22 protein-coding genes and 1 pseudogene are annotated in these 24,241 nt (G+C 65.1%); 14 read left to right on the forward strand and 9 right to left on the reverse strand.

All coding sequences use genetic code 11. The features are described 5' to 3' along the window. Positions 1-547: 547 nt before the first annotated feature. The 10 genes from msuE to ACS13N_RS25630 all read left to right on the forward strand — a co-directional run bounded on the left by msuE (position 548) and on the right by ACS13N_RS25630 (position 11,206). On the forward strand, positions 548-1,129 hold the full coding sequence (gene msuE, locus ACS13N_RS25585) for an FMN reductase (RefSeq protein ID WP_438934388.1): 582 nt from the start codon (positions 548-550) through the stop codon (positions 1,127-1,129). Between the two features lie 47 nt (positions 1,130-1,176). After that, positions 1,177-2,313 carry a dimethylsulfone monooxygenase SfnG gene (gene sfnG / locus ACS13N_RS25590; RefSeq protein ID WP_438934389.1) on the forward strand — a complete coding sequence of 379 codons (1,137 nt, stop codon included), beginning with the start codon at positions 1,177-1,179 and terminating at the stop codon, positions 2,311-2,313. A gap of 89 nt (positions 2,314-2,402) precedes the next feature. After that, positions 2,403-3,338 (forward strand): ABC transporter ATP-binding protein, encoded by a 936-nt coding sequence (locus ACS13N_RS25595; protein ID WP_438934390.1) that lies wholly within the window; start codon positions 2,403-2,405, stop codon positions 3,336-3,338. Next, the gene (locus ACS13N_RS25600) at positions 3,335-4,234 is read left to right on the forward strand and encodes a branched-chain amino acid ABC transporter permease (RefSeq protein ID WP_197495062.1); all 900 of its coding nucleotides are present in this window, start codon (positions 3,335-3,337) and stop codon (positions 4,232-4,234) included. The genes ACS13N_RS25595 and ACS13N_RS25600 overlap by 4 nt, the downstream gene beginning before the upstream one ends. A 3-nt stretch (positions 4,235-4,237) precedes the next feature. After that, complete coding sequence (locus tag ACS13N_RS25605) at positions 4,238-5,317, forward strand: branched-chain amino acid ABC transporter permease (protein WP_438934391.1); 1,080 nt, start codon at positions 4,238-4,240, stop codon at positions 5,315-5,317. 56 nt (positions 5,318-5,373) lie between these two features. Beyond that, entirely contained in the window at positions 5,374-6,705 is a 1,332-nt protein-coding gene (locus ACS13N_RS25610) for an ABC transporter substrate-binding protein (RefSeq protein ID WP_438934392.1), read from the forward strand. A gap of 54 nt (positions 6,706-6,759) precedes the next feature. Then, on the forward strand, positions 6,760-8,013 hold the full coding sequence (locus ACS13N_RS25615; RefSeq protein WP_438934393.1) for a monooxygenase: 1,254 nt from the start codon (positions 6,760-6,762) through the stop codon (positions 8,011-8,013). 11 nt (positions 8,014-8,024) lie between these two features. Further along, complete coding sequence (locus ACS13N_RS25620; protein ID WP_438934394.1) at positions 8,025-8,801, forward strand: ABC transporter ATP-binding protein; 777 nt, start codon at positions 8,025-8,027, stop codon at positions 8,799-8,801. Between the two features lie 29 nt (positions 8,802-8,830). Beyond that, on the forward strand, positions 8,831-10,033 hold the full coding sequence (locus ACS13N_RS25625) for an acyl-CoA dehydrogenase family protein (RefSeq protein WP_438934395.1): 1,203 nt from the start codon (positions 8,831-8,833) through the stop codon (positions 10,031-10,033). 24 nt (positions 10,034-10,057) lie between these two features. Next, positions 10,058-11,206 (forward strand): sigma-54 interaction domain-containing protein, encoded by a 1,149-nt coding sequence (locus ACS13N_RS25630; RefSeq protein ID WP_438934396.1) that lies wholly within the window; start codon positions 10,058-10,060, stop codon positions 11,204-11,206. A gap of 106 nt (positions 11,207-11,312) precedes the next feature. On the opposite strand, the gene ACS13N_RS25635 is transcribed toward ACS13N_RS25630, so the two are convergent. Further along, positions 11,313-12,389, reverse strand: coding sequence for a methyl-accepting chemotaxis protein (locus ACS13N_RS25635; protein WP_438934493.1), 1,077 nt, complete (start codon positions 12,387-12,389; stop codon positions 11,313-11,315). Between the two features lie 308 nt (positions 12,390-12,697). Between ACS13N_RS25635 and ACS13N_RS25640 the strand changes: the two genes are divergently transcribed. Next, positions 12,698-13,177 carry a GtrA family protein gene (locus ACS13N_RS25640; protein WP_438934397.1) on the forward strand — a complete coding sequence of 160 codons (480 nt, stop codon included), beginning with the start codon at positions 12,698-12,700 and terminating at the stop codon, positions 13,175-13,177. 69 nt (positions 13,178-13,246) lie between these two features. On the opposite strand, the gene ACS13N_RS25645 is transcribed toward ACS13N_RS25640, so the two are convergent. The 7 genes from ACS13N_RS25645 to ACS13N_RS25675 form a co-directional block, all read right to left on the reverse strand. Continuing rightward, on the reverse strand, positions 13,247-13,951 hold the full coding sequence (locus tag ACS13N_RS25645) for an NAD(P)-dependent oxidoreductase (protein ID WP_438934398.1): 705 nt from the start codon (positions 13,949-13,951) through the stop codon (positions 13,247-13,249). A gap of 22 nt (positions 13,952-13,973) precedes the next feature. Continuing rightward, entirely contained in the window at positions 13,974-14,273 is a 300-nt protein-coding gene (locus tag ACS13N_RS25650) for a 2Fe-2S iron-sulfur cluster-binding protein (protein WP_438934399.1), read from the reverse strand. Positions 14,274-14,693: 420 nt separating this feature from the next. Then, complete coding sequence (locus ACS13N_RS25655; RefSeq protein ID WP_438934400.1) at positions 14,694-15,530, reverse strand: phosphate/phosphite/phosphonate ABC transporter substrate-binding protein; 837 nt, start codon at positions 15,528-15,530, stop codon at positions 14,694-14,696. Further along, positions 15,508-16,506, reverse strand: a complete 999-nt coding sequence (locus tag ACS13N_RS25660) for a fatty acid desaturase (RefSeq protein ID WP_438934401.1) — start codon at positions 16,504-16,506, stop codon at positions 15,508-15,510. Before ACS13N_RS25660 ends, ACS13N_RS25655 begins: the two co-directional genes overlap by 23 nt. 175 nt (positions 16,507-16,681) lie before the next feature. Beyond that, positions 16,682-18,037: an LLM class flavin-dependent oxidoreductase gene (locus ACS13N_RS25665; protein ID WP_438934402.1), complete on the reverse strand. Its 1,356-nt coding sequence runs from the start codon at positions 18,035-18,037 to the stop codon at positions 16,682-16,684. Positions 18,038-18,059: 22 nt separating this feature from the next. Next, entirely contained in the window at positions 18,060-19,277 is a 1,218-nt protein-coding gene (locus tag ACS13N_RS25670; RefSeq protein WP_438934403.1) for an acyl-CoA dehydrogenase family protein, read from the reverse strand. A gap of 73 nt (positions 19,278-19,350) precedes the next feature. Then, positions 19,351-20,694: an LLM class flavin-dependent oxidoreductase gene (locus ACS13N_RS25675; protein WP_438934404.1), complete on the reverse strand. Its 1,344-nt coding sequence runs from the start codon at positions 20,692-20,694 to the stop codon at positions 19,351-19,353. Positions 20,695-20,910: 216 nt separating this feature from the next. Between ACS13N_RS25675 and ACS13N_RS25680 the strand changes: the two genes are divergently transcribed. The 3 genes and pseudogenes from ACS13N_RS25680 (at position 20,911) to ACS13N_RS25690 (ending at position 23,268) form a co-directional block, all read left to right on the forward strand. Further along, on the forward strand, positions 20,911-21,723 hold the full coding sequence (locus ACS13N_RS25680; RefSeq protein ID WP_438934405.1) for a MetQ/NlpA family ABC transporter substrate-binding protein: 813 nt from the start codon (positions 20,911-20,913) through the stop codon (positions 21,721-21,723). A gap of 44 nt (positions 21,724-21,767) precedes the next feature. Further along, a pseudogene (locus ACS13N_RS25685) lies at positions 21,768-22,535 on the forward strand (methionine ABC transporter ATP-binding protein); the annotation flags it as partial. 88 nt (positions 22,536-22,623) lie between these two features. Continuing rightward, positions 22,624-23,268 (forward strand): methionine ABC transporter permease, encoded by a 645-nt coding sequence (locus ACS13N_RS25690; RefSeq protein ID WP_438934406.1) that lies wholly within the window; start codon positions 22,624-22,626, stop codon positions 23,266-23,268. A 20-nt stretch (positions 23,269-23,288) separates the two neighbouring features. Here ACS13N_RS25690 and ACS13N_RS25695 read toward each other — a convergent pair whose 3' ends face one another. Further along, positions 23,289-24,176, reverse strand: a complete 888-nt coding sequence (locus ACS13N_RS25695) for an ABC transporter substrate-binding protein (protein WP_438934407.1) — start codon at positions 24,174-24,176, stop codon at positions 23,289-23,291. Positions 24,177-24,241: the final 65 nt, after the last annotated feature.

The raw sequence follows: 24,241 nt of genomic DNA on the forward strand, positions 1-24,241 counted from the left end.
ACACTAGGCGACTGCAGCCAAGCGACGGTGGCGAACAGAAGCAAATCTATTCACCTTCATGAGGCAACTCTGTTCACATCTCGGCTACATCCAGGGTGTGTGGAACCACTGCTCGCGTTTGCTTTGCTCGAGCCCACAGCTGACTAGCGTTCCTCTTTGTTGACGCGTCGGTCGTATCGCCTCACCAATCGCACTTCCAATGCGCTGGCCTCCTCACAGGCCATGGGTTCTACCGTGATGCTCTGCACGCAACTCACCAGCAGATTGCTCGCTTTCCAGCATCCGGAAACCGTCTTTCCATATGAAAACAGGCCATTGCGCCTGCGCAACATCGAACACTGAGTTCAATTCTCTTTATCGCTCAACCACTTAGCGACCAACGGTGGCGGCGAAATATAGATGCTCCGATTTCTACGTATGCCGCCCCGCATGGTGCACAGCAGAATGATTTGCAAGCGCAGGACACGCCTTGAGACATACGTTGAGGCCGGCTGCGCTCACGCATGCATGTCATTCCGTTGGTTGCACAAGCGCAGAGGTGTTCAAGATGAGTCGCAAGGTCAAGGTTGTCGCTGTCTCGGGGAGCGTGCAGAGCCCCTCTCGGACGCTCGTACTGGTTGAACAGTTGCTGGCAGCGCTGGCCGAAATTGTACCGGTTGATGTTCACCTGATCAAACTTGAAGACCTCGCCCCTGCCATTGGCGGTGTGTCGTATCGCGACCAGTTGCCGGGCACGGTGCAGGCGGAGTTGGCGGCCATCGAATCGGCCGACGTGCTGGTGGTGGCGAGCCCCGTGTACCGCGGCTCCTACACCGGGCTGTTCAAGCATCTCTTCGACCTCGTCCACCACGAAGCCCTGATTGATGTGCCCGTGCTGCTGGCTGCCACCGGTGGAAGCGACCGCCACGCGCTGGTGATCGACCACCAGTTGCGCCCCCTCTTCAGCTTCTTCCAGGCCCGCACGCTGCCACTGGGCGTGTATGCGTCGGAGCAGGATTTCAGCGGTTACGAGATCACCAGCAACGCCCTGCGCGAGCGCATTGCGCTGGCGGCGGCGCGTGCGCTGCCCCTGCTGACTGTGCCGCGTGTCGACGACGCGCGCATCGCTCCCGTCGCGCAGGCTGCCTGAAGCGGCCCGCGTCGTTTCGTTCCCCTATCCAGCACAGGACCCTTGCCATGAGCCAATCCTCTTCCAGCGCCGGTATCAAGTTTGCCTACTGGGTTCCGAATGTCAGCGGCGGGCTGGTGGTCAGCACCATCCAGCAGCGCACCGACTGGAGCCTCGAATACAACCAGAAGCTTGCGCAGACGGCAGAGAACGCCGGCTTTGACTACGCACTCAGCCAGATCCGCTTTACCGCCGGTTACGGCGCCGAGCACCAGCACGAATCCGTGTCGTTCAGCCAGGCCATCCTGCACGCCACCACCAAGCTCAAGGTGCTGGCGGCCATCCTGCCGGGGCCGTGGCATCCGGCCGTGGTCGCCAAGCAACTGGCGACCATCGACCACATCTCCAACGGCCGCATCGCCATCAACGTGGTCAGCGGCTGGTTCAAGGGTGAGTTCCAGGCGCTGGGCGAACCATGGCTGGAGCACGACGAGCGCTATCGCCGCTCGAACGAGTTCATCCGCGTGCTCAAGGGCATCTGGACGCAGGACAAGTTCACCTTCAAGGGCGACTTCTATCGCATCAACGACTACACGCTGAGCCCCAAACCGCTGCAGAAGCCGCATCCGGAAATCTTCCAGGGCGGCAGCTCGCGCGCTGCGCGCGACAACGCGGCCAGCGTGTCGGACTGGTACTTCACCAACGGCAACACGCCCGAGGGTATCAAGGCACAAATCGACGACATCCAGGAGAAGGCCCGTGCGAACGGCCACAAGGTCCGCATCGGGGTGAACGCCTTCATCATCGCGCGCGACACCGAAGAAGAAGCCAAGGCCGTGCTGGACGACATCATCAAGCACGCCCACGTGGAAGCCGTGCACGCCTTTGGCGATGCGGTGAAACAGGCTGGCAAAGCCTCGCCCGAAGGTGAAGGCAACTGGGCCAAATCCACCTTCGAAGACCTGGTCCAGTACAACGATGGCTTCCGCACCAACCTGATCGGGACGCCGCAGCAGATTGCTGAGCGCATCGTCCACCTGAAGTCGATTGGCGTGGATCTGGTGCTCGCGGGCTTCCTCCACTTCATCGAGGAAGTCGAGTACTTCGGCCGCAAGGTGCTGCCGCTGGTGCGCGAATTGGAGGCCAAGGCCGCCAGCGCCAACACCAGCGCCCGCGAGCCGGAGCCTGCCGCGTCCGTCGCTTGATCTGAACCCCTGCACTTTCCCCCAACGCGCCAGCTCGTGCGAGCCGGCGCGGGGGAGTCGTGTTGCCTGTCGCTTTGCGGAGACCCGCCATGCCCCACACGTCGTCTGAACTGGCCGTACCGCCGCCGCTTGCACGCGGCACCGCTGCGCATGGCGCGGACGACCCGCAACTTGTGCGAGCCCTCGCGTCCAGCACCTCCAGCTCCGCAAAGGCGGTCGCACCGGCGCTCAGGCTGTCGGGCATCACGCTGTCGTTCGGCGGCATTCAGGCGCTCAGCGGCATCGACCTGACGGTGGCACAGGGGGAGATCCGCGCCATCATCGGCCCCAACGGCGCGGGCAAGAGCTCGCTCGTCAACGTCATCAGTGGGCTGTACCGGCCCGATGGCGGCGGCATCTCGTTGGACGGCCGAGCCTTTGCCAAGGTATCGCCCGCACAGTTGGCAGGCCTAGGGGTCGCGCGCACGTTTCAGAACCTGGCGCTATTCAAAGGGCTGAGCGTGCGCGACAACATTGCGCTCGGCCGCGTGCAGTACACGCGCTCCACCTTCGTCGAACAACTGATCGGTCTTGGCCGCGCACGCCGCGAGCTGGCTGACGCACGCGAACGTGCCGCGCAGGTCATCGACTTCGTCGGCCTGGCGGACGTGCAAGACCGGTTGGCCGGCACCCTGCCCTATGGTCTGCAGAAGCGCGTTGAACTTGCGCGCGCGCTGATTGCACGCCCACGCTTGCTGCTGCTCGACGAACCGCTTGCCGGCATGACAGTGACGGAGAAGGCACAGATGGCCGCGCTGATCCGTGCCGCACGCGATCAATGGGGCACCACCATCGTGCTGATCGAGCATGACATCGGCATCGTGCTGGGCCTGTCGGACCGCGTGGCCGTGCTCGACTACGGCCGCAAGATCGCCGACGGTACCCCAGCCGAGGTGCGCGACGATCCGGCGGTCATCGATGCCTATCTCGGCGTGGCGCATGAGGCGACACAAGACGCGGCCAGCAACGTCGCGGAGGCCGCATGATCGGCGACTTCGACGCGGCCTTCTTTGCCGAGGTGCTGGTCGGCGGCTTGCTCTCCGGCGTCATGTATTCGCTGGTGGCGATCGGCTTTGTGCTGATCTACAAGACCTCGGGCGTGCTCAACTTTGCACAGGGGGCGCAGTTGCTGTTTGCGGCGCTCACCTTCGTCAGTCTGGTGGAGCGCGGGGTACCGTTCCCGCTGGCGCTGCTGCTCACCTTTGCGCTCATGTTGTTGCTCGGGCTGGCCATCGAGCGCGCCGTGTTGCGGCCCCTGGTCAACCAACCGCCCATCACGCTGTTCATGGCCACGCTGGGCCTGTCGTACGTGATCGAAGGCGTGGCGCAACTGGCGTGGGGCACGCAGGTGCATGAGCTGAAACTCGGCATCTCCGATGCGCCGCTGCAGGTTGCTGGCATTCTCGTCTCCAGCTTCGACCTGTTTGCCGCGGCCACCGCCGCACTCATGGTGACGGTGCTGTCGCTCTTCTTCCGCTACACCCGCGTTGGCTTGGCGTTTCGTGCCGTGGCCGACGACACCTTTGCCGCCATCGCCGTGGGCCTGCGCCTACCGCGCATCTGGGCCACGGTGTGGGCCACGGCCGGCGTGATCGCCCTTGTGGCCGGGCTGCTGTGGGGCGCACGCCTGGGCGTGCAGTTCTCGCTGTCGCTGGTGGTGCTCAAGGCACTGCCGGTGCTGGTGCTGGGCGGTTTCGATTCCATTCTGGGTGCCATCGTCGGCGGGCTGATCATCGGCGCGCTGGAGAAGCTGGCCGAGGTGTATCTCGGCCCGTTCGTGGGCGGCGGCATTGAGAGCTGGATCGCCTACGTGGCCGCGCTGGCCTTCCTGTTGGTCAAACCGGGCGGCCTGTTCGGCCAGCGCCCCGTCGAACGAGCCTAAGCCATGCCGACTGCATTGGATTCTTCTTCCGCGCGCGCACCGCGCGACGCCACCGGCCGAACGACCGCGCCCTGGCCCACCTGGGCAACGCCGGCGGCGACCTTGCTGCTGGCCTACTTCGTGGTGCCGCTGGTGGCGTCCGACTATTGGCTGGATGCCATCCTCATCCCCTTCCTGGCGCTGTCGCTGGCGGCGGTGGGCCTGAACCTGTTGACCGGCTACGCAGGCCAGTTGTCGCTGGGTTCGGCTGCGTTCATGGCGGTGGGGGCGTTCGCGGCGTACAACTTCAACCTGCGCGTCGAAGGCTTGCCGTTGCTGGCCAGCATTGGGCTGGCAGGACTGGCTGCTACCGCCATCGGCGTGGTCTTCGGGCTGCCCAGCCTGCGCCTGCGTGGCTTCTATCTGGCGGTGTCCACACTGGCCGCGCAATTCTTCGTGCAATGGGCGCTGACCAAGTACGGCTGGTTCAGCAACAACAATGCCTCGGGCGTGATCGACGCGCCGCCCATCGTGGTGGGGGGCTTCCTGTTCGATACCCCGGTGCTGCGCTACCTGTTCGCGCTCACGGTGGTGGCGGTGCTCACGGCATTGGTCTGGCGCCTGGTGCAGACGCCCACCGGCCACCACTTCATTGCCGTGCGCGACAACGAACTGGCGGCACGCGTGACCGGTGTGCCAGTGCTGCGCACCAAGCTGCTGGCGTTTGCGGTGTCGTCTTTCGTGATTGGCGTGGCGGGCGTGCTGTGGGGCTTTGTCTATCTGCGCACGGTGGAGCCGGCGGGCTTCAACCTCGATCGCTCCTTCCAGATCCTGTTCATCATCATCATCGGCGGCCTGGCAACCATCCGGGGCGCCTTCCTGGGCGCGGCGCTGGTGGTGGTGTTTCCGCTGCTGCTATCCCGCTTCGGGGCCTTCGTGTTCGGCAGCCGGTTTGATTCCGGCGTGCTGGACCTGAGCCAGCGCATCGTGATCGGCGCGCTCATCGTGGCCTTCTTGATTGCCGAGCCCCAGGGCCTTGCCGCCCTGTGGCAGCGGATGCTGCGCCGGATAGGCAAAGCGGCGCCGCCCGCCTCTGAAACCTGATTCCCCTCGCCGTCTCCATTCCACCTACGTCGCATCGACACAGGAGCATTTGCACCATGTCCTTTCCCCGCACCATCAAGATGGCGTTGCTGGCCGGCGCACTGGCCCTTTCCGGCCTGAGCGGACTCGGCGTACAAGCCGCCCATGCGGATGAGCAGTTCTTCCCGCTGCAGAGTTACCGCGTAGGTCCGTACGCAGCCGGGGGCACCGGTTTCTTTGGCGGCTTCATCGACTATCTGAACCTAGTCAACACGCGTGATGGCGGTGTGGGCGGCGTCAAGCTGACCTGGGAGGAAGGCGAAACGCAATACGAAGTCGAACGCGGCGTGGAAGTGTACGAGCGCCTGAAGACCCACCCCGGCATTGCTGCGTGGAACCCGCTATCGGTGGGCATTGCCTACGCGCTGCTGGATCGTGTGACAGCCGACAAGGTGCCACTGCTGACCATCAACCACGGCCGCACTGATACCACCGACGGCCGCGTGTTCAAGTACATCTTCCCGCTGCTGCTCAACCCGTACAGCGAGACCTCGGGCATCGTGAACTACATCGGCACCAAGGAAGGCGGCATCGACAAGCTCAAGGGCAAGAAGATCGTGGTGCTGTATCACGGCTCCCCGTACGGCAAGGAGACGATCCCCATCTACGAACTGCTGGCCAAGAAGTACGGCTTTACGGTGCAGCAGATCGAGGTGCCTCACCCGGGCAACGAGCAGCAATCGCAATGGCTGGCCATCCGCCGCGCCAAACCCGACTACGTGGTGCTGCGCGGCTGGGGCGTGATGAACCCGGTGGCATTGAAGACGGCGCAGAAGACGGGCTTTCCAGCCGACCACATCATCGGCAACGTGTGGTCCAACTCTGAAGAAGACGTGATTCCGGCCGGCGACGCCGCCAAGGGCTATGTCGCCATCACCACGGTGGCAGCGGGGGCGCAGTACCCGGTGCTGCAGCAGATCACCAAGACGCTGTATGACAACGGTAAGGGCAACTTGCAGGACAAAAAGCGCATCGGCAGCGTGTACCACAACCTGGGCGTGCTCAACGGCATCTTGAACGTCGAGGCCATCCGCATCGCACAAGCCAAGTTCGGCAAGCGCACCCTCACTGGCGACGAAGTCCGCTGGGGCCTGGAGAACCTGAAGATCGACGAGGCGCGTGCCGCCGCGCTGGGTGCCAAGGGTCTGTTCCACTCCATCAACGTGACGTGGGACAACCACGAGGGCGACGGCCGCGTGGCCTTCCAGCAGTGGGACGGCACCAAGTGGAACGTGATCTCCGACTGGATCGCGCCTGACTGGAAGCTACTGCGGCCAATCATCGAGAAATCGTCGCTGGCCTATGCCAAGGAAAAGAACATCAAGGTGCGCACCAGCATCAACGACTGATGCCCGTTGCCGGCTCTCCCCTTGCCACCTTCCCCAATTTGATGGAGGTTTGACATGACCCAAGCGCACGCCGCCACCCTCTTCGGTGCCGAGTACGAAGCCCTTGCGCAGAAGTACCGCCCCATTTTCCAGCGCATTCGCGACACCGCCTTGCAGCGCGAACACAACCGGCAACTGGGCGTGGATGCCATCCAGTGGCTCAAGGAAGCGCGCTTTGGCGCGGTGCGCGTGCCGGTGGAGTACGGCGGCGACGGCGCCACGCTGCCGCAGCTGTTCCAGTTGCTGATCGAACTGGCCGACGCCGATTCCAACATCGTGCAGGCGCTGCGCGGGCACTTCGCCTTTGTGGAAGACCGCCTGAACGCCCCGCGCGACGCCCGCACCGAAGTCTGGCTGCGGCGCTTCGCGGCAGGTGATCTGGTTGGCAACGCCTGGACGGAAGTGGGCGACGTGGCCATTGGCGACGTCATCACGCGCGTCTCGAAATGGGACGGCGGCTGGGTGGTCAACGGCCGCAAGTACTACAGCACCGGCAGCATCTTTGGTGACTGGGTCGACCTGTACGCACGTCTGGAAGACGGCACCGACATCATCGCCGCCGTCCACTCGCACCAGCCAGGCGTCACGCACCACGACGACTGGGACGGCTTTGGCCAGCGCACCACGGGCAGCGGCACCTCGGTGTATGAGAACGCTGTCGTGCAGGAAGAAAACATCTTCCCGTTTGCCAGCCGCTTCAAATACCAGACCGCCTTCTACCAGCTCTTTCACCTGGCCACGCTGGCCGGCATCGCACGCGCCATCACGCGGGAGGTGGCGCAGCAGGTGCGCGAGCGCAAGCGCATCTTCAGCACCGGCAACGCGCCAGCGGTGGCGCAAGACGTGCAGGTGCAACAGGTGGTGGGCGAGGTATCGGCACTGGCCTACGCGGCGGAGGCCACGGCCATCCGCGCGACATTTGCAGCGCAGCGCGCCTACGATGCCCACTGGGCCGGCGATGCGGAGCAGGAGCGCCAGGCCAATATCGAAGCCGAACTCGAATCCGCCCAGGGCCAAGTGGCGATCTCGGACTTTGTACTGCGCGCGGCCACGCAGTTCTTCAACGCGCTCAGCGCATCGGCCACAGCATCGAGCAAATCGCTGGACCGCCACTGGCGCAACGCGCGCACGGTCGCCTCGCACAACCCGCTGATCTACAAGGCACGCATCGTGGGCGACTGGCATATCAATGGCACCGAGCCGCCGTATGTCTGGCAGATCGGCGCAGGCCCAGGCGCGGCAGCGCAACCCGTGGCGAAAGCTGCCTGAGGACAAGCGCGATGAGCGATCCCGCCGTGCTGCTACAACTGGCCGCCGTGGAGGCGACCTACCAGAACGCCATCGTCGCCCTGCACGACGTCAGCCTGACCGTGCGCCGCGGCGAGATACATGCGCTGCTGGGCGCGAACGGCGCAGGCAAGTCGACCACGCTCAAGGCGGTCTCCAATCTGCTGCCGGCTGAGCGTGGTCAGATCACAGCCGGCACCATCCGCTTCGACGGCCGCGATGTGGCGCGCACCACGCCCGCACAGCTCGTACGCTTGGGGATCGTGCAGGTGCTGGAGGGTCGGCGCTGTTTTCCCAACCTGTCGATCGAGGCGAACCTGGTGACGGGCGCGCTGGGCCGTGGTGCCTCGCGCGCAGAAACCGCTGCGGATCTTGAGCGGGTCTACGCGATCTTTCCACGCCTGCAGGAACGGCGCCGGGTGGCTGCAGGCCTCACGTCCGGCGGCGAGCAGCAGATGGCGGCCATTGGTCGAGCACTGATGTCACGCCCACGCCTGCTGGTGCTCGACGAGCCGTCGATGGGCCTGGCGCCGCTGGTGGTGCAAGACATCTTCGCGCGGCTGCGGCAGCTCAACCGCGACGAGGGCCTGTCGATCCTGGTGGCGGAGCAGAACTCCACCGTGGCGCTGCAATACGCGGACCGCGCCACCGTGCTGGAGGCTGGTATCGCAGTGCTGGAAGGTAGCGCCGACGAGCTGAGCCAGCGCGAAGACATCCAGCATTTCTATTTCGGCCGTGACGTTGCCGGGCACGCACCGGCGCTGGCGTAGCCGGCCTCTACACAGTATTCCCAATTTTCATGACGACTGAGACGGTCATCTTTCCTGAAACCAAAGCCCCGGCGGTGCCGATCCGGCAGTCGGCCAAATCTCTCGCCGCCGAGTTCGCAAACACGGCTGTGGAACGTGACGCCGCCGCCGGCACACCACTGGCCGAACGCAACGCGTTGCGGCAAAGCGGCCTGCTGTCGCTGGCCATTCCCAAGCACTACGGCGGCCAAGGCGCCACCTGGGCCGAGACACTCGACACCGTGCGCGAGTTTGCGAAGGTCGACAGCTCAATCGCCCATGTCTACGGCTTTCACCACCTGCTGCTGGCCACCGTGCGCCTGTTCGCGCGGCCCGACCAGTGGGAGCCGTGGTATGAGCAGACCGCGCGCAGGAACTGGTTCTGGGGCAACGCGCTCAACCCGCTGGACGACCGCACCATCGTGCGCCAGTTCGATGGTTGGTACGAATTCTCGGGCAAGAAGAGCTTCTGCTCCGGCGCGCTCGATTCGCAGATGCTGATCGCCTCGGGACTGGACGAGCACAGTCGCAAGCTACTCATTGCAGCGGTGCCCACCGCGCGCGCCGGCATCACCATCAACGACGACTGGAACGCCTTCGGCCAGCGCCAGACCGACAGCGGCAGCGCCCTCTTTGAAAAGGTGCGTGTGGAAGAAAACGAGCTGCTGCGCGATCCGGGGCCGCTGACCACGCCGTTCTCTGCGCTCAGGCCGTTGCTGGCCCAGCTTGTTTTCGTACACGTGTTCCTGGGGTTGGGCGAAGGTGCATTCGAGCAGGCCCAGCACTACACGCTGCATGAAGCGCGGCCATGGCACCGCTCCGGTGCCGAGCGCGCCAGCCAGGACCCATACACGCTGGCCCACTATGGTGAATTCTTTGTCGGCCTGGAAAGCGTACGGCTGCTGGCACAGCGGGCCGCCACCCTATTCGATGACGCCTGGGCGCAAGGCCCCGCGCTGAGTGCACACGAACGCGGGCACGTGGCCGTGGCCGTAGCCACGGCCAAGGTGGCTGCCACGCGTGTGGGGCTGGAGGTAAGCAGCCGCATGTTTGAGACCACCGGTGCACGTGCCACGCACGGCGCGCTGCGGCTCGACCGCTTCTGGCGCAACCTGCGCACGCAAACGCTGCACGATCCGGTCGACTACAAGCTGCACGAACTTGGCGACTGGGCCCTGAACGGCGCGCTGCCGGAACCTTCCTTCTATTCCTGACACTCCTGAACTGCATGGGCAATCATGGCGACGTTCCCTGTATGGCCTCCGCCGCTGGGCCGCGCGCCCCAGACGAGCGCACCGGCGTGGATCTTTGAAGACCCACGCTCACGGGCGCTGCTCGATGAAATCGAGCAGGTGGCGCCGAGCGATGCCACCGTTCTCATTGCCGGCGAAACCGGCACGGGCAAAGAACTGATCGCCCGCCACCTGCACAACCACAGCACGCGCAAGGACGGGCCCTTCGTGGTGGTGAGCTGCGGCGCGTTTTCCGATGCGTTGGTCGACGCCGAACTGTTCGGCCATGAAAACGGCGCATTTGCTGGCGCATTCGGCACGCAGGTCGGCTGGTTTGAGCAGGCCAACGGCGGCACCATCTTTCTGGATGAGGTCAATGACCTGCCGCTGCCCGTGCAGAACAAGCTGCTGCGCGTATTGCAGGAGCGCGAAATCACGCGCCTGGGCGGGCGCACGCCCATTCCGGTCGACCTGCGGATCGTGGCGGCCACCACGGTTGATCTGGAAACACTGGTGCAGGAAAAACGCTTTCGCAAGGATCTCTACTATCGGCTAAACGTAGTCAGCCTCAACGTCCTCACGCTCAAGGAACGACCCGGCGACATCGTCCCGCTCGCACGCTATTTCATCGATCTCTACAGCAAGCGGCTGGGCCATCCGCGCGCAAGCCTCACGCCCGAAGCCGAGCGCCTGCTGACGGCCGCGCCCTGGCACGGGAATGTGCGCGAACTCGAAAACGTCATCCACCGGACCCTGCTGCTGTGTGACGGAAACATCATCGACGCCGGCACCCTGCGTCTGTCGAATCGCGCCGCCAGCCCACCCGCAGTACAGGCCCATCAAGTCTCGGCCCACGCTGCCGCCGGTTCCCCCACGCAATCAGCCAAGGCCGGCACCACCAATGAGGCGGGCTTGCTGCAGCAAGCCATCCAGCAGCTTTGCAACGCAAACGTGGTGGATGTCTACCAGGTAGTCGAGGATGCCTTGTTCCGTGAGGTGTTCCGCTATTGCCACTACAGTCAGAGCGACGCCGCGCGCCTGCTCGGCGTGAGCCGCAACGTAGTCCGCGCCCGTCTTGTTCGGTTGGGCGAAGTTGGTGCGTCACGCAGAGGCCCGCTTGTTACCGCATCGGCCGTTTGCGAGGACAAGCTCTGACGACTTTAAAACGTAGCGACCAGAGCATCGGACCGCGGCGGTATCGGCTCCGGGGGCTCGTCAGCCTTCGCCCGCGCATCGGGCCCGTGGTTTGGACAACGCCCTGTCAACGATTCTTCGTGCTCAATGCAGGGAGCCCTGGCACCCGCTCAGGCTTCTGCACAATCACGCCGTACCAGCCCAGGCCGGGATAGGTCTCATAGCCAGGGGTACGCGCGAAGGCGACTTGGGTGCCGTCCGACGTTTCATAGCACCCAGTCGATGCGTTACCTGCCATCAATGGAAATCTCTCGCTTAACAGGCCCTTGCCATCCGAAGCCGCAATCACACGGTAGCAGGAGTCGAGCAGCAGGCAGCGCGTACGCTGCCAGTCTTCAGCAGAGACCCGCACGCTCTTGACCACCGTCTCGGCCTGGGGTGCCCAGTTGAAGAACACGGCAAGCACACCGAGCGGTGCACCGTCGGCCCGACCCTCTTCGCGAATGGCGGTGGCGTAGGTGGCTACGCTGGCGTTTTGAAGCGTCCGCGAGACGGTGATGTCGTGTGCCACATATGCATCGCCCGACGCGGTTGCCAATGCACGCTTGAACCAATCCACACCTGACACCACTCGGCCACGCACCCCAGGGTACGTTTGCGGCCGGCCGTTCGCAATCACCCGCCCCTCGGCATCGATGACCCACAGGTCCAGATATACCGTGTAGCTGTTGAGGATGATGCCAAGCCGCCTGCTGGCGAATGCAGCCGCATCGCCGTCGGGACGGCTGACTGCTTCAACAATGGCCGCGTCGGTCGCCCACCAGCGCACGTCGCAGGAGCGCTCATAGAGATTGCGGTCGACGATGTCGATCATGTTGAGCGCCATGTCCGTTAGGCGCTGGCCTTGTTGACCGCGCATTTTCTGGATCATGGCATCGCCCAACTGCGTCAGCTCGACGATCGAGCCGGCCAGTTCGGTCGTCAACTCACCTGTGATGCCAGCAATGCGTTCCGACACGTGCTTGACCTGATTCGCCACGACGCTGAAGCTGCGGCCCGTTTCGCCGGCACGTGCGGCTTCAATCAGCGCATTCAGCGCGAGGAACTTGGTTTCACGGTTAATTTCGGCAATACCGGCAATCTTGTGGTTGGCAATGCGGCCAACATGGTGTGACAACTCGACGATGCGCTCCGCGCTTGCCATTGGATAACGCCCCCATGCGTTGGGCTCCTGCATGAGCCGTGCGGGAGCTGGATGTGCTTGTTGTCGGGCCACATGCGAAATATGTGCCAACGCGGGGCGGCATAAGCTAGCGGGGTCGGTTGCACGATAACCGCGCACTCCAGGCAATGCGATGCATCACGAACGTGCATGGTGCATTGCTTGCGCGCACCATCCTGCCGTCATTGGGCGGCATCGTTGTACGCCCTGCACCCTCTCTGGCCATGTGCTTGCCCCTGGTATAGGAATTGCACGATGCAATCACCGAATCCGGGAACAGGAGCGCGCGCATGAAAACCCCTCGGCAGCATCTTCTTGCCATGGTGGAGCAGTTTGTCCGCTATATCGGATTCGGCAGCGGTGCGACGCTGGTGCACTACGCCACCCTATTCGGGCTTGTGCACGCCAACGTGCCGGTCTGGCGTGCCTCCGTCATCAGTAACGCGATCGGTGCGGGGCTTTACTACGTGATCAGCCGGCGCGCGGTTTTTCAGACCGCCCGCGGCCACGTGAACGCGATGATTCGCTTTGCCCTGGTGGCGGTCATGGCCGTGGGATGCAATGCCGCCATCATGGCAGTCGCCCTACGGGTAGGCCTGTACTACCTGGTTGCACAAATGTGTGCCTCCGCCCTGTCGGCCACGCTCGCCTTCCTGGCGCACCGGTACTGGACCTTCCGTGATGGCGTGGCGCTCAGCACGACACAGCCTTCCTCACCGATTTCGGCGCTCAGCGACCCTCTCGAGCACTTTGAAGCCCTATCACTATGATGCTGGCGATGCTGCGTGGCACGGAAAACCTGACACCCCCGGCGGCCCGCGTTCGCTCCGAACGCGGGATCAGTTTCGCTGCCGCGACACCTTCGGCGCCTGGCGTACGAACGCGTTCGCCGCCGCTTCTTCGAGCATCCATCTTCCCATTGCGTCATACGACACCGGCATCAGGCTGTTGTTGCGTGTGCCGTTCGCGTCTACCGACGCGGCCGGGCGTTCGTCCTTGCCGCGCGCATTGACGGCCGCGCGCACGAGCGTCCAGCGCAGCGACGCGAACGCGCCGTTGCCGAGCGCGTCGACGACGGCCTGCAATTCGGCCGCGCCTCGGCCGATCCGGCCGGGCACGTGCGAAAAGAACCGGATCGCGCGACTCGGCGGTTCGCCCGGCGGCGCTGTCAGCAGCGTATTGACCACGACGATGCGGTCGACATCCGCTGCACGCATCGACGCGTTGACCGCGTCCATATTCGCGGAAAGCCGCGAGGACGGATCGTCGCTCGTCGGCGTGACGCCGAGCGCGGTGAGCACCGCGTCGGTGCCGGCGAATGCATCGGTGAGCGCGGCGCGGTCCGCGAGCGAACGGACGACGGCGACGCGGCAGCCGGCCGGCACGTCGGCGATCCGCTCGGGCCTGGAACGGACAATGGCGGTGAAACGGATGCCCTCGGCGCGGCAGATGCGCAGGATGGCTTGGCCGAGGCCGCCCGCTGCGCCGATCACCGCGACATGACGCGGGAGGGAGGGCGGCGGGCTGGTGGGTGGATTCGTCATGAGCGTAATGGAGGCTGCGGACTTACGCCACGGTCGCATCGGGCACGTCGACGATGACGTCCGACGTCGCGATCGCGACGCACGGCAGCGTGTAGCCTTTGGCTTTTTCCTCGCGGCTCAGGCCCGGCCATTCGATCGTGTAGCGGACGGTGCCGCTGACGATCCGGCAGAAGCAGCTTCGGCAGGTGCCGTTGCGGCACGAGCGCGGCAGCGACACACCGGCGAAGCCAGCGGCTTCGAGCAGTGTCAGCGATTCCGGTGCGTCGAAGCTGACGCCGAGCGGTTCGACGCGGACGCGGTGGGATGGATCGGTTTCGGTCATGCAGCGGGCAAAGGCCGACGGGCGGGTGACAACGCGAAGCGGCAAGGATAACTGAAACGGCGAGTGCGTCAGGCAGCATCTGTGCCTATCGAAATAGCCCGAGCAGATGTCACAATTTCAGCTGCAACCGTAGCCGATTGTGCGACAAGCTCTCGTTCCCTTCCTTTTCAGCCACTACCGGCGCCGGCCGTTCAGAGCCCTTCTCTCAGCCGCCCACGCGCCATGGTATTCGTTGCGGTGCACAAGGCGAACTCAACCGCGAAATGCGGATACCTTGAAAACTGTTCCAACTCTCGGATGAGAGCCCAAGATGCACCCACTCGCTTGACCGTGTGGCGGGCCTGACAGAGCCAAACGCCCGCCAAGCGAGGCGCGGTATCGACCACGTAACGCGGCTACATGGCGCAACCTGCGCAAGCCTCAGTTCAATTCACCATACCCCCGCATGCGCGCCTCCCGCGCCATCACGGCGATGGGCCGGTAGTGCGCCATCGTGCTTGGCACGATGTCTTCCAGCCGCAACCGCGCGCGCAGGCCGGCGTCATCCTGCAAGGCCTCGCACATTGCCTGCCTCACGCGTGCCACCAGTGCGTCTTCGGCTCGGCGCGATGCGATGAACGGCAGGCCGGCCACCCGCCGTGTCGAGCCGATCTGCCGAAGCCCCGCCACCAGCTCCGGCCTGTGCTCAGCGGCAAAGGCCAACGTCACGCAATCGATGGCCGCAACGTCGGCCTCGTCACTCGCCACAGCCGCCAGTGACCGTAGATGCGAGCCCGTATGCACCACGGCACCGAAGAACCGCCCGCCGCGCACCAGCGGTGCCACGGCGTGCCGCAGCGCGTTCATCCCGCTGTGCGAATCGAGGCTGTTGCAGGCGGCGCGCGCGCCCCGGCATGCGGCCAGCGTGGCGGGACCATCTTTGGCTCGCACCACGAGCGCGCTGCTGTACTCCTCATGGTGGCAGCCGGGCACCGCAAATCGAGGCGTGCCGATCAACCGCACCTGCGATGCCAGCCCACGGATCAGCGGATAGCCGCACGTCTGCGACAACAGTACGTCGTCGCGCCGCCAGAACGCGTGCAGCGCATCGGGGCCTTCGCCAGGGTCCACTGTGTCCAGCATCACGGGGGCGCTGCCGCGGCCCAATGCCTGGGCAGTGCGCTCGATCAGCGTGGCCCAATCGTCCCGCAACGCGGGCGACACGTTGTACATCGGGAGGGCCGCGGCCCAGCGCTCAAGCTTTACCATAGTCACCATCAGGATGTGCCGCGTAGGTATACCGGTCGGTCGGGCCATGGAACAACGGATGCGCGACCGGTGCTGCTGCGCGCAACGCATAGCGGCTCAGCCACTCCCAATAACCGCGCACGTGGAACCCGCCGTTGCGCGCGAGGTAGTCGCCGGCACGGCGGCGGTAGACCCACGCCAATGCAAACCAGGGTACGCAAGGCAGGTCGTGATGCACGAGGTGGTAGTTGTTGTTGAGAAACAGTAGCCGCCACGCCAGCCCGGCCTCGTTGATCACGCTGCTGGTTGCGTGGGCACCGCCGGCGCGATGCTCCTGAAAGGAACGGATCGCCGCCAGCGACAGCGCCGGGTAGGCCACGCCCACCAGCACCAGCCACGCTGGCATGCCGCAAGACGTTTGCAGCCATGTGAGCAGTGCCACCACCGCGAGCCCATGGGCGATCCACATGCACCTGTCGCGCCCACCACCCGCGCGCAGCGTTGCGAAGGCATCGGCAGCCACGGCCAGGATCGAAAACGCGGGCTGCAGCAGCATCCGCCCCGCCAGCGTATTGCGTACGGTATACAGCTTGCGCATCGCCGGGCTGGCGGCATGCCAATCGACAGCGTAGAGGAAGTAGCTCTCCGGGTCGGTATCGGGATGCGTCAGTTCAGCCTCGTGGTGCTGCAGATGCAAGCGCCGGTACAGGCCATACGGCAGCCAGATGCCGAGCGGCGCGGCGCCCAGCAACGCATTGAGCCACGGCAAGCGTGTCGGGTGGCCGTGCAGCAGCTCATGCTGCAACGACAGGTACCACGTGGTGCAGAGCGTCAGCAGCACACAGGCTAGCGGCAACCCAAGCTGACGCGCATGTGTGGCAACGCCAAACCACGCCGAATACACCACTGCGATCAGCAACCATGTCGGCAATTCTGTGCGCCATACCCAGTGACGGGCGGCATGCGCAAGCTCCGCGCGCTGTCGGTCGTCAAGGTAGGTGGCCATGCATGTGAGCTCGCGCTGTGGACGGAAGGCACAGCTTACGGGCCCACCCTGCACGACCGGAACGAAGGATTGCCGATAACGATATGTGGCGCTGCAGCCCAGCGCACATGGCGCCTGAAAATGTCTTTGTTCAGTCGGAACGGTTCTTTACCGTGACGCGGAGCGCATCTGTGGCTCAGGCCACCTGCTGCGCCTGGGCCCTTGCAGGATGCTCGGGGCGACGCAGCCCCAGGTGCTCGCGCAAGGTCGTGCCAGCGTATTCATTGCGGAACAGGTTGCGCCGGCGCAGTTCGGGCAGTACGAGTTCGATGAAGTCGGTCAGCCCACCGGGCAGGATAGGCGCCATGACGTTGTAGCCGTCTGCGCCATGCGCGAGGAAGCGTTCTTCCAGTGCATCGGCAATCTGCTCCGGCGTGCCAATCACCTGCCAGTGGCCGCGCGCACCTGCCACGCGTTGGTAGAGCTGGCGAATGGTGAGCTGCTCGCGCCGCGCAAGGTCGAGCATCAGCGCCTGCCGGCTCTTGCTGCCGTTCGTTGCCTGCAGTTCTGGAATCGGGCCATCGAGCGGATAGCCCGACAGGTTGACGCCCGTCAGCCCGGAGACGAGTGCCAGGCCGACCACCGGATCGATCAACGATTGCAATGCCTCGAACTTCTCGCGCGCCTCGCTCTCACTACGCCCAACCACCGGAAACACCCCCGGCATGATTTTCAGATCGTCGGGCGTGCGCCCATATCGGGCAAGCCGGCCCTTCAGATCGGCGTAGAACGCGACGGCATCGGCGAGCGTCTGCTGCGCGGTGAACACGACCTCGCCGCTGCGGGCGGCCAGCTCCTTGCCTGGTTCGGAAGAGCCCGCCTGTACCACGACCGGATGCCCCTGCGGCGCACGGGCCACGTTGAGCGGCCCGCGCACGCTGAAGTGCGTGCCCTTGTGCCCCAGCACATGCCGGCGCGACGGATCGTAGAACTGGCCGCCCACCTTGTCGTACAGGAAGGCATCGTCGTCCCAGCTGTCCCACAGGCCCGTCACCACATCGGCAAACTCTTCCGCGCGCTGGTAGCGCTCGGCATGTGCGAAGTGGTGGTCCCGGTTGAAGTTCAGCGCCTCGTACTCGCTGGACGAGGTGACCAGGTTCCACCCTGCCCGGCCGCCGGAGATGTGATCGAGCGATGCGAACTTGCGGGCGACATGGTAGGGCTCGTTGAAGCTGGTCGAGGCCGTACCGACGAGCCCGATGCGCTCCGTCACCGCCGCCAACGCCGACAGCAGCGTGATCGGCTCGAACTGGGCTTGATAACTATGGGCCGTTCGGCTCAGGAAAGCGACATCCTCACCCCGTGTGCCCACTCCGTCGGCCAGGAAGATCAAGTCGAACTTGGCGGCCTCGGCAGCACGCGCCAGCGCAACGTAGTGCCGGAAGTCGATGCCGGCGTTGGCCTGCGTATCGGGGTGTCGCCAGGCGGCAATATGGTGTCCGCCTGGATACAAGAACGCGCCAAGGCGCAGTTGGTCAGTGCGACGTGCCATCGACAGTCTCCCGATCGACAGTTCAGAAAATGCGGCCTTCCTTCAGGTGCTGCGTCTCGCCGGTCAGGTGGTAGGCGCCTACCACGCGCGCCTTGTGCAGCAACGGGTTGTGGTTGAAGATCGTGCGCAGGTTGCGCCAGTGCCGGTCGAAGTTGTGCGTGCGCGCGGTCATCGAGGCGCCACCGGCTTCGAACAATTGCTGCGCGGCATGCAGTGCCAGCTTGCTCACTACCAACTGTGTCTTTGCCGTGGCCAGCGCGCCTTCCAGCACCAGCGTGTCGGCGTCGGGCGCATCATGGCGGATGGCTTCGGACGAGCGATCCAGCGCGCGCGCGTTCTCGCGCACCAGGGCGTCGATGGCATGGCTGTGGGCCGTCAGGTCGCCCACCACCTGTTGGATGAAGTGGTCGTCGCGCGCCGTGGGGGCGGGGCTGTGCAGCACTGGCCGCCCGTGGTTGACCACATACCGCTGCGCATCGGCCACCACATTGCGCACGATGCCGGCCGCCACAGCCACGAGGTGCAGTTGGCGCAGCGCACCCGTATGGCGCCCGACCAGCGTGCTGGCGATGCGCGAGGCCACCTCGTCGGCCAGCACCTGCACGTGATCGAACACGATGCTGCCGCTGGCGGTCATGCGCTGGCCCATCCCATCCCAGTCATCGACCACCTGCACCCCCGTGCGCGACACGGGAATGATGATCTGCAGGTCGGCGCCCGCCTCGTCGTGCACATTGAAACGGCCATAGTCGGCAAATGCCGTGCCGGTGGTGTAGTACTTGCGGCCGCTCAGGCGGTAGTGCTCACCCTCGCGCTGCAGCGTGGTGGTGATCTCCCCCGGGCGTGATGTACCGCGCTCTGTGGAGCCACCGCCAAAGATGGCGCCGGCCAGCAGCCGATCGAGCTGCGTCTGGTGGAACGCCGTGAGCGGCGACAGGCGGATCACCTCCGTCAGGTCGTAGTGGATGCGCAGCGCGTGGGCCACGTTCGATTCGTGCGCGGCCAGCGTGGTAACCGTCTCGAACAGATCGACGAGGGACCCACCGAGCCCGCCCCACTCCGCAGGAATCCGCAGCAAACCCAGCCCAGACTCGCGAAAACGCGCGAAGCCCTCGTACGGCAATACACGCCGCACCTCGCGCGCGGCGGCATCTTCACCGATGCGCTCGGCCAGGGCCGGCAACGCGGCAATGGCATCCTGAAGCCGGTGATGGAGATGGAGATCGCGTGGTGTGTTCATAAGGTCAAAACGATGCGGGTTGATCTGGAAACGGGGCACAACGAACGTGCCTAGCGGCTATGCGGCTATGCGGCTATGCGGCAGCGCGTGTCTCCGCCTGACTGGCTGGCCGCGCCAACCCGAAGTGTTCGCGTAGGGTCCGGCCTGCGTAGTCGGTGCGGAAGATCCCGCGCCGCTGCAGGATGGGCACAACCCCGTCGACAAAATCCTGCAGCCCGCCGGGCAGCGCGTCGGGCATCAGGTTGAAGCCATCGGCCGCGCCATGGCGGAACCAGTGTTCGATCTCGTCTGCGATCTGCTCGGGCGTGCCGACCAGGACACGGTGCCCACCGCCGCCGGCGAGTTCGCGGATGAGCGCGCGCACGGTCAGCCCCTGCTTGCGCGCCAGGGCCAGCGTGACAGTAAAGAACGTGTGATTGCCATTGCCGTTGTTGGGCAGCGGCAGATCGTCTGGCAGGCGCGCGTCGAGCTGGAGGCGATCCACGGGAATACCGAGGATGCCGGCCAACCGCGTGAGGCTGTAGTCCCACGGGATCAGGTCGACCAGTTGATCGCGCCGCGCGCGTGCCTGCGCCTCGGTGGCGCCAAGGATGGTGGTCAGGCCCGGCAGCACGCGGATCGCCTCCGCACCGCGCCCCAGTGCCTGCGCGCGCGCCTTGAGGCCGTGTGCGTAAGCCAGCGCCTCGTCAAAGCTCTGCGCCGCCGAGAACACCGCCTCGGCATGACGTGCTGCCAGTTCGCGGCCATCCGACGAAGCGCCGGCCTGGACAAGCACCGGATGCCCTTGCGCCGAGCGCGGCAGGTTCAACGGCCCATGCACATGGAAGAACGCGCCACGATGAGCTAGCGGCTGCACCTTGTCCGCATTCACGAAACGCCCGCCGGCCTTGTCGCCGACAAAGGCATCGTCTGCCCAGCTGTTCCAGAGCGCCTTGACGACGCCTGTGAATTCATCTGCACGTGCGTAGCGTTCGGCATGGTCCGGCACGGCATCCAGACCGAAGTTGCGTGCCGATGGCAGATCCGCCGTCGTGACCACGTTCCAGCCCGCACGCCCGCCACTCACGTGGTCGAGCGTGGCAAAGCGCCGGGCGATGTTGTAGGGCTCGTTGTAGCTGGTGGAGGCCGTGCCGATCAGGCCGATGTGCGTGGTCGCCGCCGCAATGCTGGCCAGCAGCACGGTCGGCTCCAGCGCGGTGATGGGCCGGAAATGGATCTGATCGACGATGGCCGCGTTGTCGGCCAGGAACACGGCGTCAAACTTGGCGGATTCCGCAATCCGCGCCACGTTCACATAGTGCTGCACGTCGACAAACGCAGCAGGGTCACTCTCTGCAAGCCGCCAGGCAGATGGCACAAACCCGGAGTGCAGGATGTTGACGTTCAGGTGCAGCTGGCGGACGTGCGAGTCGCTCACGGCGTGCTCCGCTCATGGACAAGCAGTCACCATACCGGCCATGCAGCACAGCGCTAACGAAGCAATCCTTGGTTCGATATGCGGATTGCCCATGCGCCCCGGGGCAGCCGCATCCGATGAATTTGCAAGCTCGGTTTTGTTCTTGGACCCATCAGACCGCCCCACCCTAGACTGGCAACTCGCTTCCTTGTCCAGAACATCGCCATCACCATCACCATGAAACGACGCTCGCTCCTCCAAGCACTCCTGGCCACGATGGCCACCATCACCCTCGGGGCCGGTCCCGCACTGGCGGCTGACAAGCCGATCAAGGTCGGCGTGCGCGGCGGTGTCGATGAAGAGATCTGGGAAGTGGTGACCCGCGTGGCCGAGAAGCAGGGGCTCAAGGTGCAGCCCATCGTCATCACCGGCACGGCCAGCCCGAACGAGGCGCTCAACAACGGCGACCTGGATGCCAACGCGTTCCAGCACATCCCCTTCCTGCGCGATCAGATCAAACAGCGCGGCTACAAGCTGGCGACGGTGGGCAATACGCTCATCTCGCCCATCGCCTTCTATTCGCGCAAATACAAGTCGCTCGAGGCGTTGCCCGTCGGCGCCCGTATCGGCCTGCCGAACGACCCGAGCAACCAGACCCGCGCGCTCGTCATCCTGCGTGACCACGGCCTGATCAAGCTGCGCGACGGCTTCGACCCGTATACCGGCACGGCAACGCTGGCAGACGTGACTGCCAATCCGAAGAAGCTCGAATGGGTGGAGAGCGCCTCGGTGGTACTGGCGCGGTCGTTACCGGATGTGGATACCGCCGCCATCGTCAACACCTTTGCCTACCAGGCCGGCCTGATCGCCACACGCGACGGCATTGCGGTGGAGAAGAAGGAGCGCAACCCGTACGTGAACATCATCGTCGTGCGCGAGCAGGACAGGAACGCCCCGTGGGTGGCACCGCTGGTGAAGGCCTATCAGTCGGAAGAAGTCCGGCAGTTCATCCTGAGCAAGTATCAAGGCTCGGTGATCCCGGCATTCTGAAACCAGGACCGGGGGCACGCCCGGCCGCCTTTCGCAGAGCCAGCATCGTGACGCATCTCACCGCATTGCCAGACCGCCCGCCGCACATCACATTCGAGCGTGTCGACAAGACGTATCCCGGGGCGAGTGCATTGGCACTCGATGGCATCTCGTTCAACATTGCCCGCGGCGAGGTGTTCGGCATCATCGGGCGTAGCGGCGCGGGCAAATCGACGCTGCTGCGCACGATCAACATGCTCGAGCGCCCCGATGCCGGGCAGGTCCGCATCGACGGTGCCGATATCGGCACACTGGATGAAGACGGCCTGGTCATGCTGCGCCGTCGCATCGGCATGATCTTTCAGCACTTCAACCTGCTCTCGGCCAAGACCGTGTTCGAGAACGTGGCCCTGCCCTTGCGCGTGGCAGGCGTGCCGCGCGATGCCATCGCCGCTCGCGTCACGGAGCTGCTTGAACTGGTCGGCCTCTCGGACAAGGCACACGTCTATCCGGCCAAGTTGTCGGGCGGCCAAAAGCAGCGCGTGGGCATCGCCCGTGCGCTGGTGCATCGGCCAGAGATCCTGCTGTGCGACGAGGCCACGTCCGCCCTGGACCCCGAGACCACGGAGCAGATCCTGGCGCTGCTGCGCAACATCAACCACCGCCTTGCACTGACAGTGGTGCTGGTCACGCACGATATGGCGGTGATCCGCGATGCTTGCGATCGCGTGCTGGTGCTCGATCACGGCCGCGTGGTCGAACACGGCACCGTCAACCACATCTTTGCCGCACCCCATGCCGAAGCCACGCTGGCGCTGCTGCGCCCGTTGCGCCAGCGATGGGCCGCTTCAGCCGATGGCGCATCGGTTGCGCGGGCCCCGCACACTCACCCACAAGACCGATCCGAACGCACCTACGCCCATGCTTGAAAAATACCTGCGCGCACTGGGCGAGACGCTGCTGATGGTCAGCAGTGCATGCCTGGTGGTCTTTGTCGTCGGCCTGACGCTGGCCATCGTGCTCACGCTGACGGCGCCGGGCGGTCTGCGGCCACAGCCCCGTCTGCATCGGACGCTGTCGGTACTGGTCAATACCTTCCGCTCGATCCCGTTCATCATTCTGCTGGTGGCCATGCTGCCGGTCACGCGGCTGATTGTCGGCACCACGATGGGCACCTGGGCAGCAGTGGTGCCGCTGAGCGCCCATCTGATCCCGTTCTTCGCACGCGTTTCGCAAGTGGGGCTGAACGAGGTGGATCACGGCCTAGTGGAGGCCGCGCGTGCCATGGGCTGCCGCCGTTGGCACATCGTGCGCCATGTGCTGTTGCCCGAGGCGCTACCGGCCCTTGTTGGTGGTGCGACCGTCACGGTCATCGCCATGATCGGCGCTTCTGCCATGGCCGGCGCCGTTGGCGCAGGTGGCCTGGGCGACCTGGCCATCCGCTACGGCTATGAGCGCTACGAAACCGCGGTCATGTTCAACGTGATCGCCATCCTGATTGTGCTGGTGACGCTGGTGCAACTGAGCGGGGAACGCCTGGCACGCCGGTTCGATCATCGTCTTTGACCGGGCCTCACCGCCCAAGCCTAGTTGTGGCAGACCAGGCCATCCTGCAGTTGCCCCACCTCAAAGACGATATCGCCCGCGCGCTGTTCGCGCGCCTGGGCCAGCGCACCACTGGTCTTCCAGAAGCGCACTGCCTGGTCCAGATACTCAGCTGAGACGGGGTCCGGGCTACGCAGAGCGATCTGCGCTTGGGCGTTGTCTGGCGCCACGCCCTGCTCCAGCGTCCGGTAGAAGCGCCATTCGGGCAACCGCACCAGCCGCCCAAGCACGCGCTCGTCGTCGGCCAGCGCCTGGCAGTCGCCCGACAAAAATGCCCAGATGGCGCGAATGGTCGACGGGTATGCCTGAGGCACAGCGCCATGGCGTGCAACCAGCGCCGCCGCGTACGGGCTGCCCTGGGGGACGCAGACACTGCGCCCGTGTAGATCGTCGGTGGTTCGATACACCGTGTTGCGCAACACCACCAGGGCGCCCTGCCCGCCGGTATAGGCGGTGGGCACAGGCTGCCATGCCGCCGGCGCCGCGCCAGCGCCGGCCATCACCAGATCGACAGGGGCATCGTCCGGCAGATGGCCATCCGCCGGCACGCCGATCAGCCGCAGCCTGAGCTGCAGGTGCTGGGCCAGCGTGCGCGCCAGATCCGCATCGAAATTGTCAGGCTCAAGGGGCGTTGGTACGCCGGGCGGCGCAGGGCGTGCGTAGGCGCGCACGGCAACCACCAACTCGCCGCGGCGTTGTGCCTCGCGCAACGCGGGGCCTAGCGGCAGCGCCGTCCAGTCAGGCTCGGGTTGATGTTGCGCCAGCCACGCCTGTATAGGCGCCGGAAAACGCTCGGGCACGTGGGGCACATCGTGGATGAGGACCGGCAGACCGAACCATGCCAGCGCGCCTGTTGCAGCAAAAGCCACAGCTGCGGCCGCCAGCGACCGGCGCCGCTTGGACGGCACGCGTGCACCGCCCGTTAAATCTGGCC

The sequence above is a fragment of the Ralstonia sp. 24A2 genome, from assembly GCF_051783885.1.
Classification (GTDB): domain Bacteria; phylum Pseudomonadota; class Gammaproteobacteria; order Burkholderiales; family Burkholderiaceae; genus Ralstonia.

Bases quoted from the DNA above. Each gene is read 5' to 3' on its own strand.
- msuE (WP_438934388.1), top strand. From the start codon at position 548: ATGAGTCGCAAGGTCAAGGTTGTCGCTGTCTCGGGGAGCGTGCAGAGC.
- sfnG (WP_438934389.1), top strand. From the start codon at position 1,177: ATGAGCCAATCCTCTTCCAGCGCCGGTATCAAGTTTGCCTACTGGGTT.
- ACS13N_RS25595 (WP_438934390.1), top strand. From the start codon at position 2,403: ATGCCCCACACGTCGTCTGAACTGGCCGTACCGCCGCCGCTTGCACGC.
- ACS13N_RS25600 (WP_197495062.1), top strand. From the start codon at position 3,335: ATGATCGGCGACTTCGACGCGGCCTTCTTTGCCGAGGTGCTGGTCGGC.
- ACS13N_RS25605 (WP_438934391.1), top strand. From the start codon at position 4,238: ATGCCGACTGCATTGGATTCTTCTTCCGCGCGCGCACCGCGCGACGCC.
- ACS13N_RS25610 (WP_438934392.1), top strand. From the start codon at position 5,374: ATGTCCTTTCCCCGCACCATCAAGATGGCGTTGCTGGCCGGCGCACTG.
- ACS13N_RS25615 (WP_438934393.1), top strand. From the start codon at position 6,760: ATGACCCAAGCGCACGCCGCCACCCTCTTCGGTGCCGAGTACGAAGCC.
- ACS13N_RS25620 (WP_438934394.1), top strand. From the start codon at position 8,025: ATGAGCGATCCCGCCGTGCTGCTACAACTGGCCGCCGTGGAGGCGACC.
- ACS13N_RS25625 (WP_438934395.1), top strand. From the start codon at position 8,831: ATGACGACTGAGACGGTCATCTTTCCTGAAACCAAAGCCCCGGCGGTG.
- ACS13N_RS25630 (WP_438934396.1), top strand. From the start codon at position 10,058: ATGGCGACGTTCCCTGTATGGCCTCCGCCGCTGGGCCGCGCGCCCCAG.
- ACS13N_RS25635 (WP_438934493.1), bottom strand. From the start codon at position 12,389: ATGGCAAGCGCGGAGCGCATCGTCGAGTTGTCACACCATGTTGGCCGC.
- ACS13N_RS25640 (WP_438934397.1), top strand. From the start codon at position 12,698: ATGAAAACCCCTCGGCAGCATCTTCTTGCCATGGTGGAGCAGTTTGTC.
- ACS13N_RS25645 (WP_438934398.1), bottom strand. From the start codon at position 13,951: ATGACGAATCCACCCACCAGCCCGCCGCCCTCCCTCCCGCGTCATGTC.
- ACS13N_RS25650 (WP_438934399.1), bottom strand. From the start codon at position 14,273: ATGACCGAAACCGATCCATCCCACCGCGTCCGCGTCGAACCGCTCGGC.
- ACS13N_RS25655 (WP_438934400.1), bottom strand. From the start codon at position 15,530: ATGGTGACTATGGTAAAGCTTGAGCGCTGGGCCGCGGCCCTCCCGATG.
- ACS13N_RS25660 (WP_438934401.1), bottom strand. From the start codon at position 16,506: ATGGCCACCTACCTTGACGACCGACAGCGCGCGGAGCTTGCGCATGCC.
- ACS13N_RS25665 (WP_438934402.1), bottom strand. From the start codon at position 18,037: ATGGCACGTCGCACTGACCAACTGCGCCTTGGCGCGTTCTTGTATCCA.
- ACS13N_RS25670 (WP_438934403.1), bottom strand. From the start codon at position 19,277: ATGAACACACCACGCGATCTCCATCTCCATCACCGGCTTCAGGATGCC.
- ACS13N_RS25680 (WP_438934405.1), top strand. From the start codon at position 20,911: ATGAAACGACGCTCGCTCCTCCAAGCACTCCTGGCCACGATGGCCACC.
- ACS13N_RS25690 (WP_438934406.1), top strand. From the start codon at position 22,624: ATGCTTGAAAAATACCTGCGCGCACTGGGCGAGACGCTGCTGATGGTC.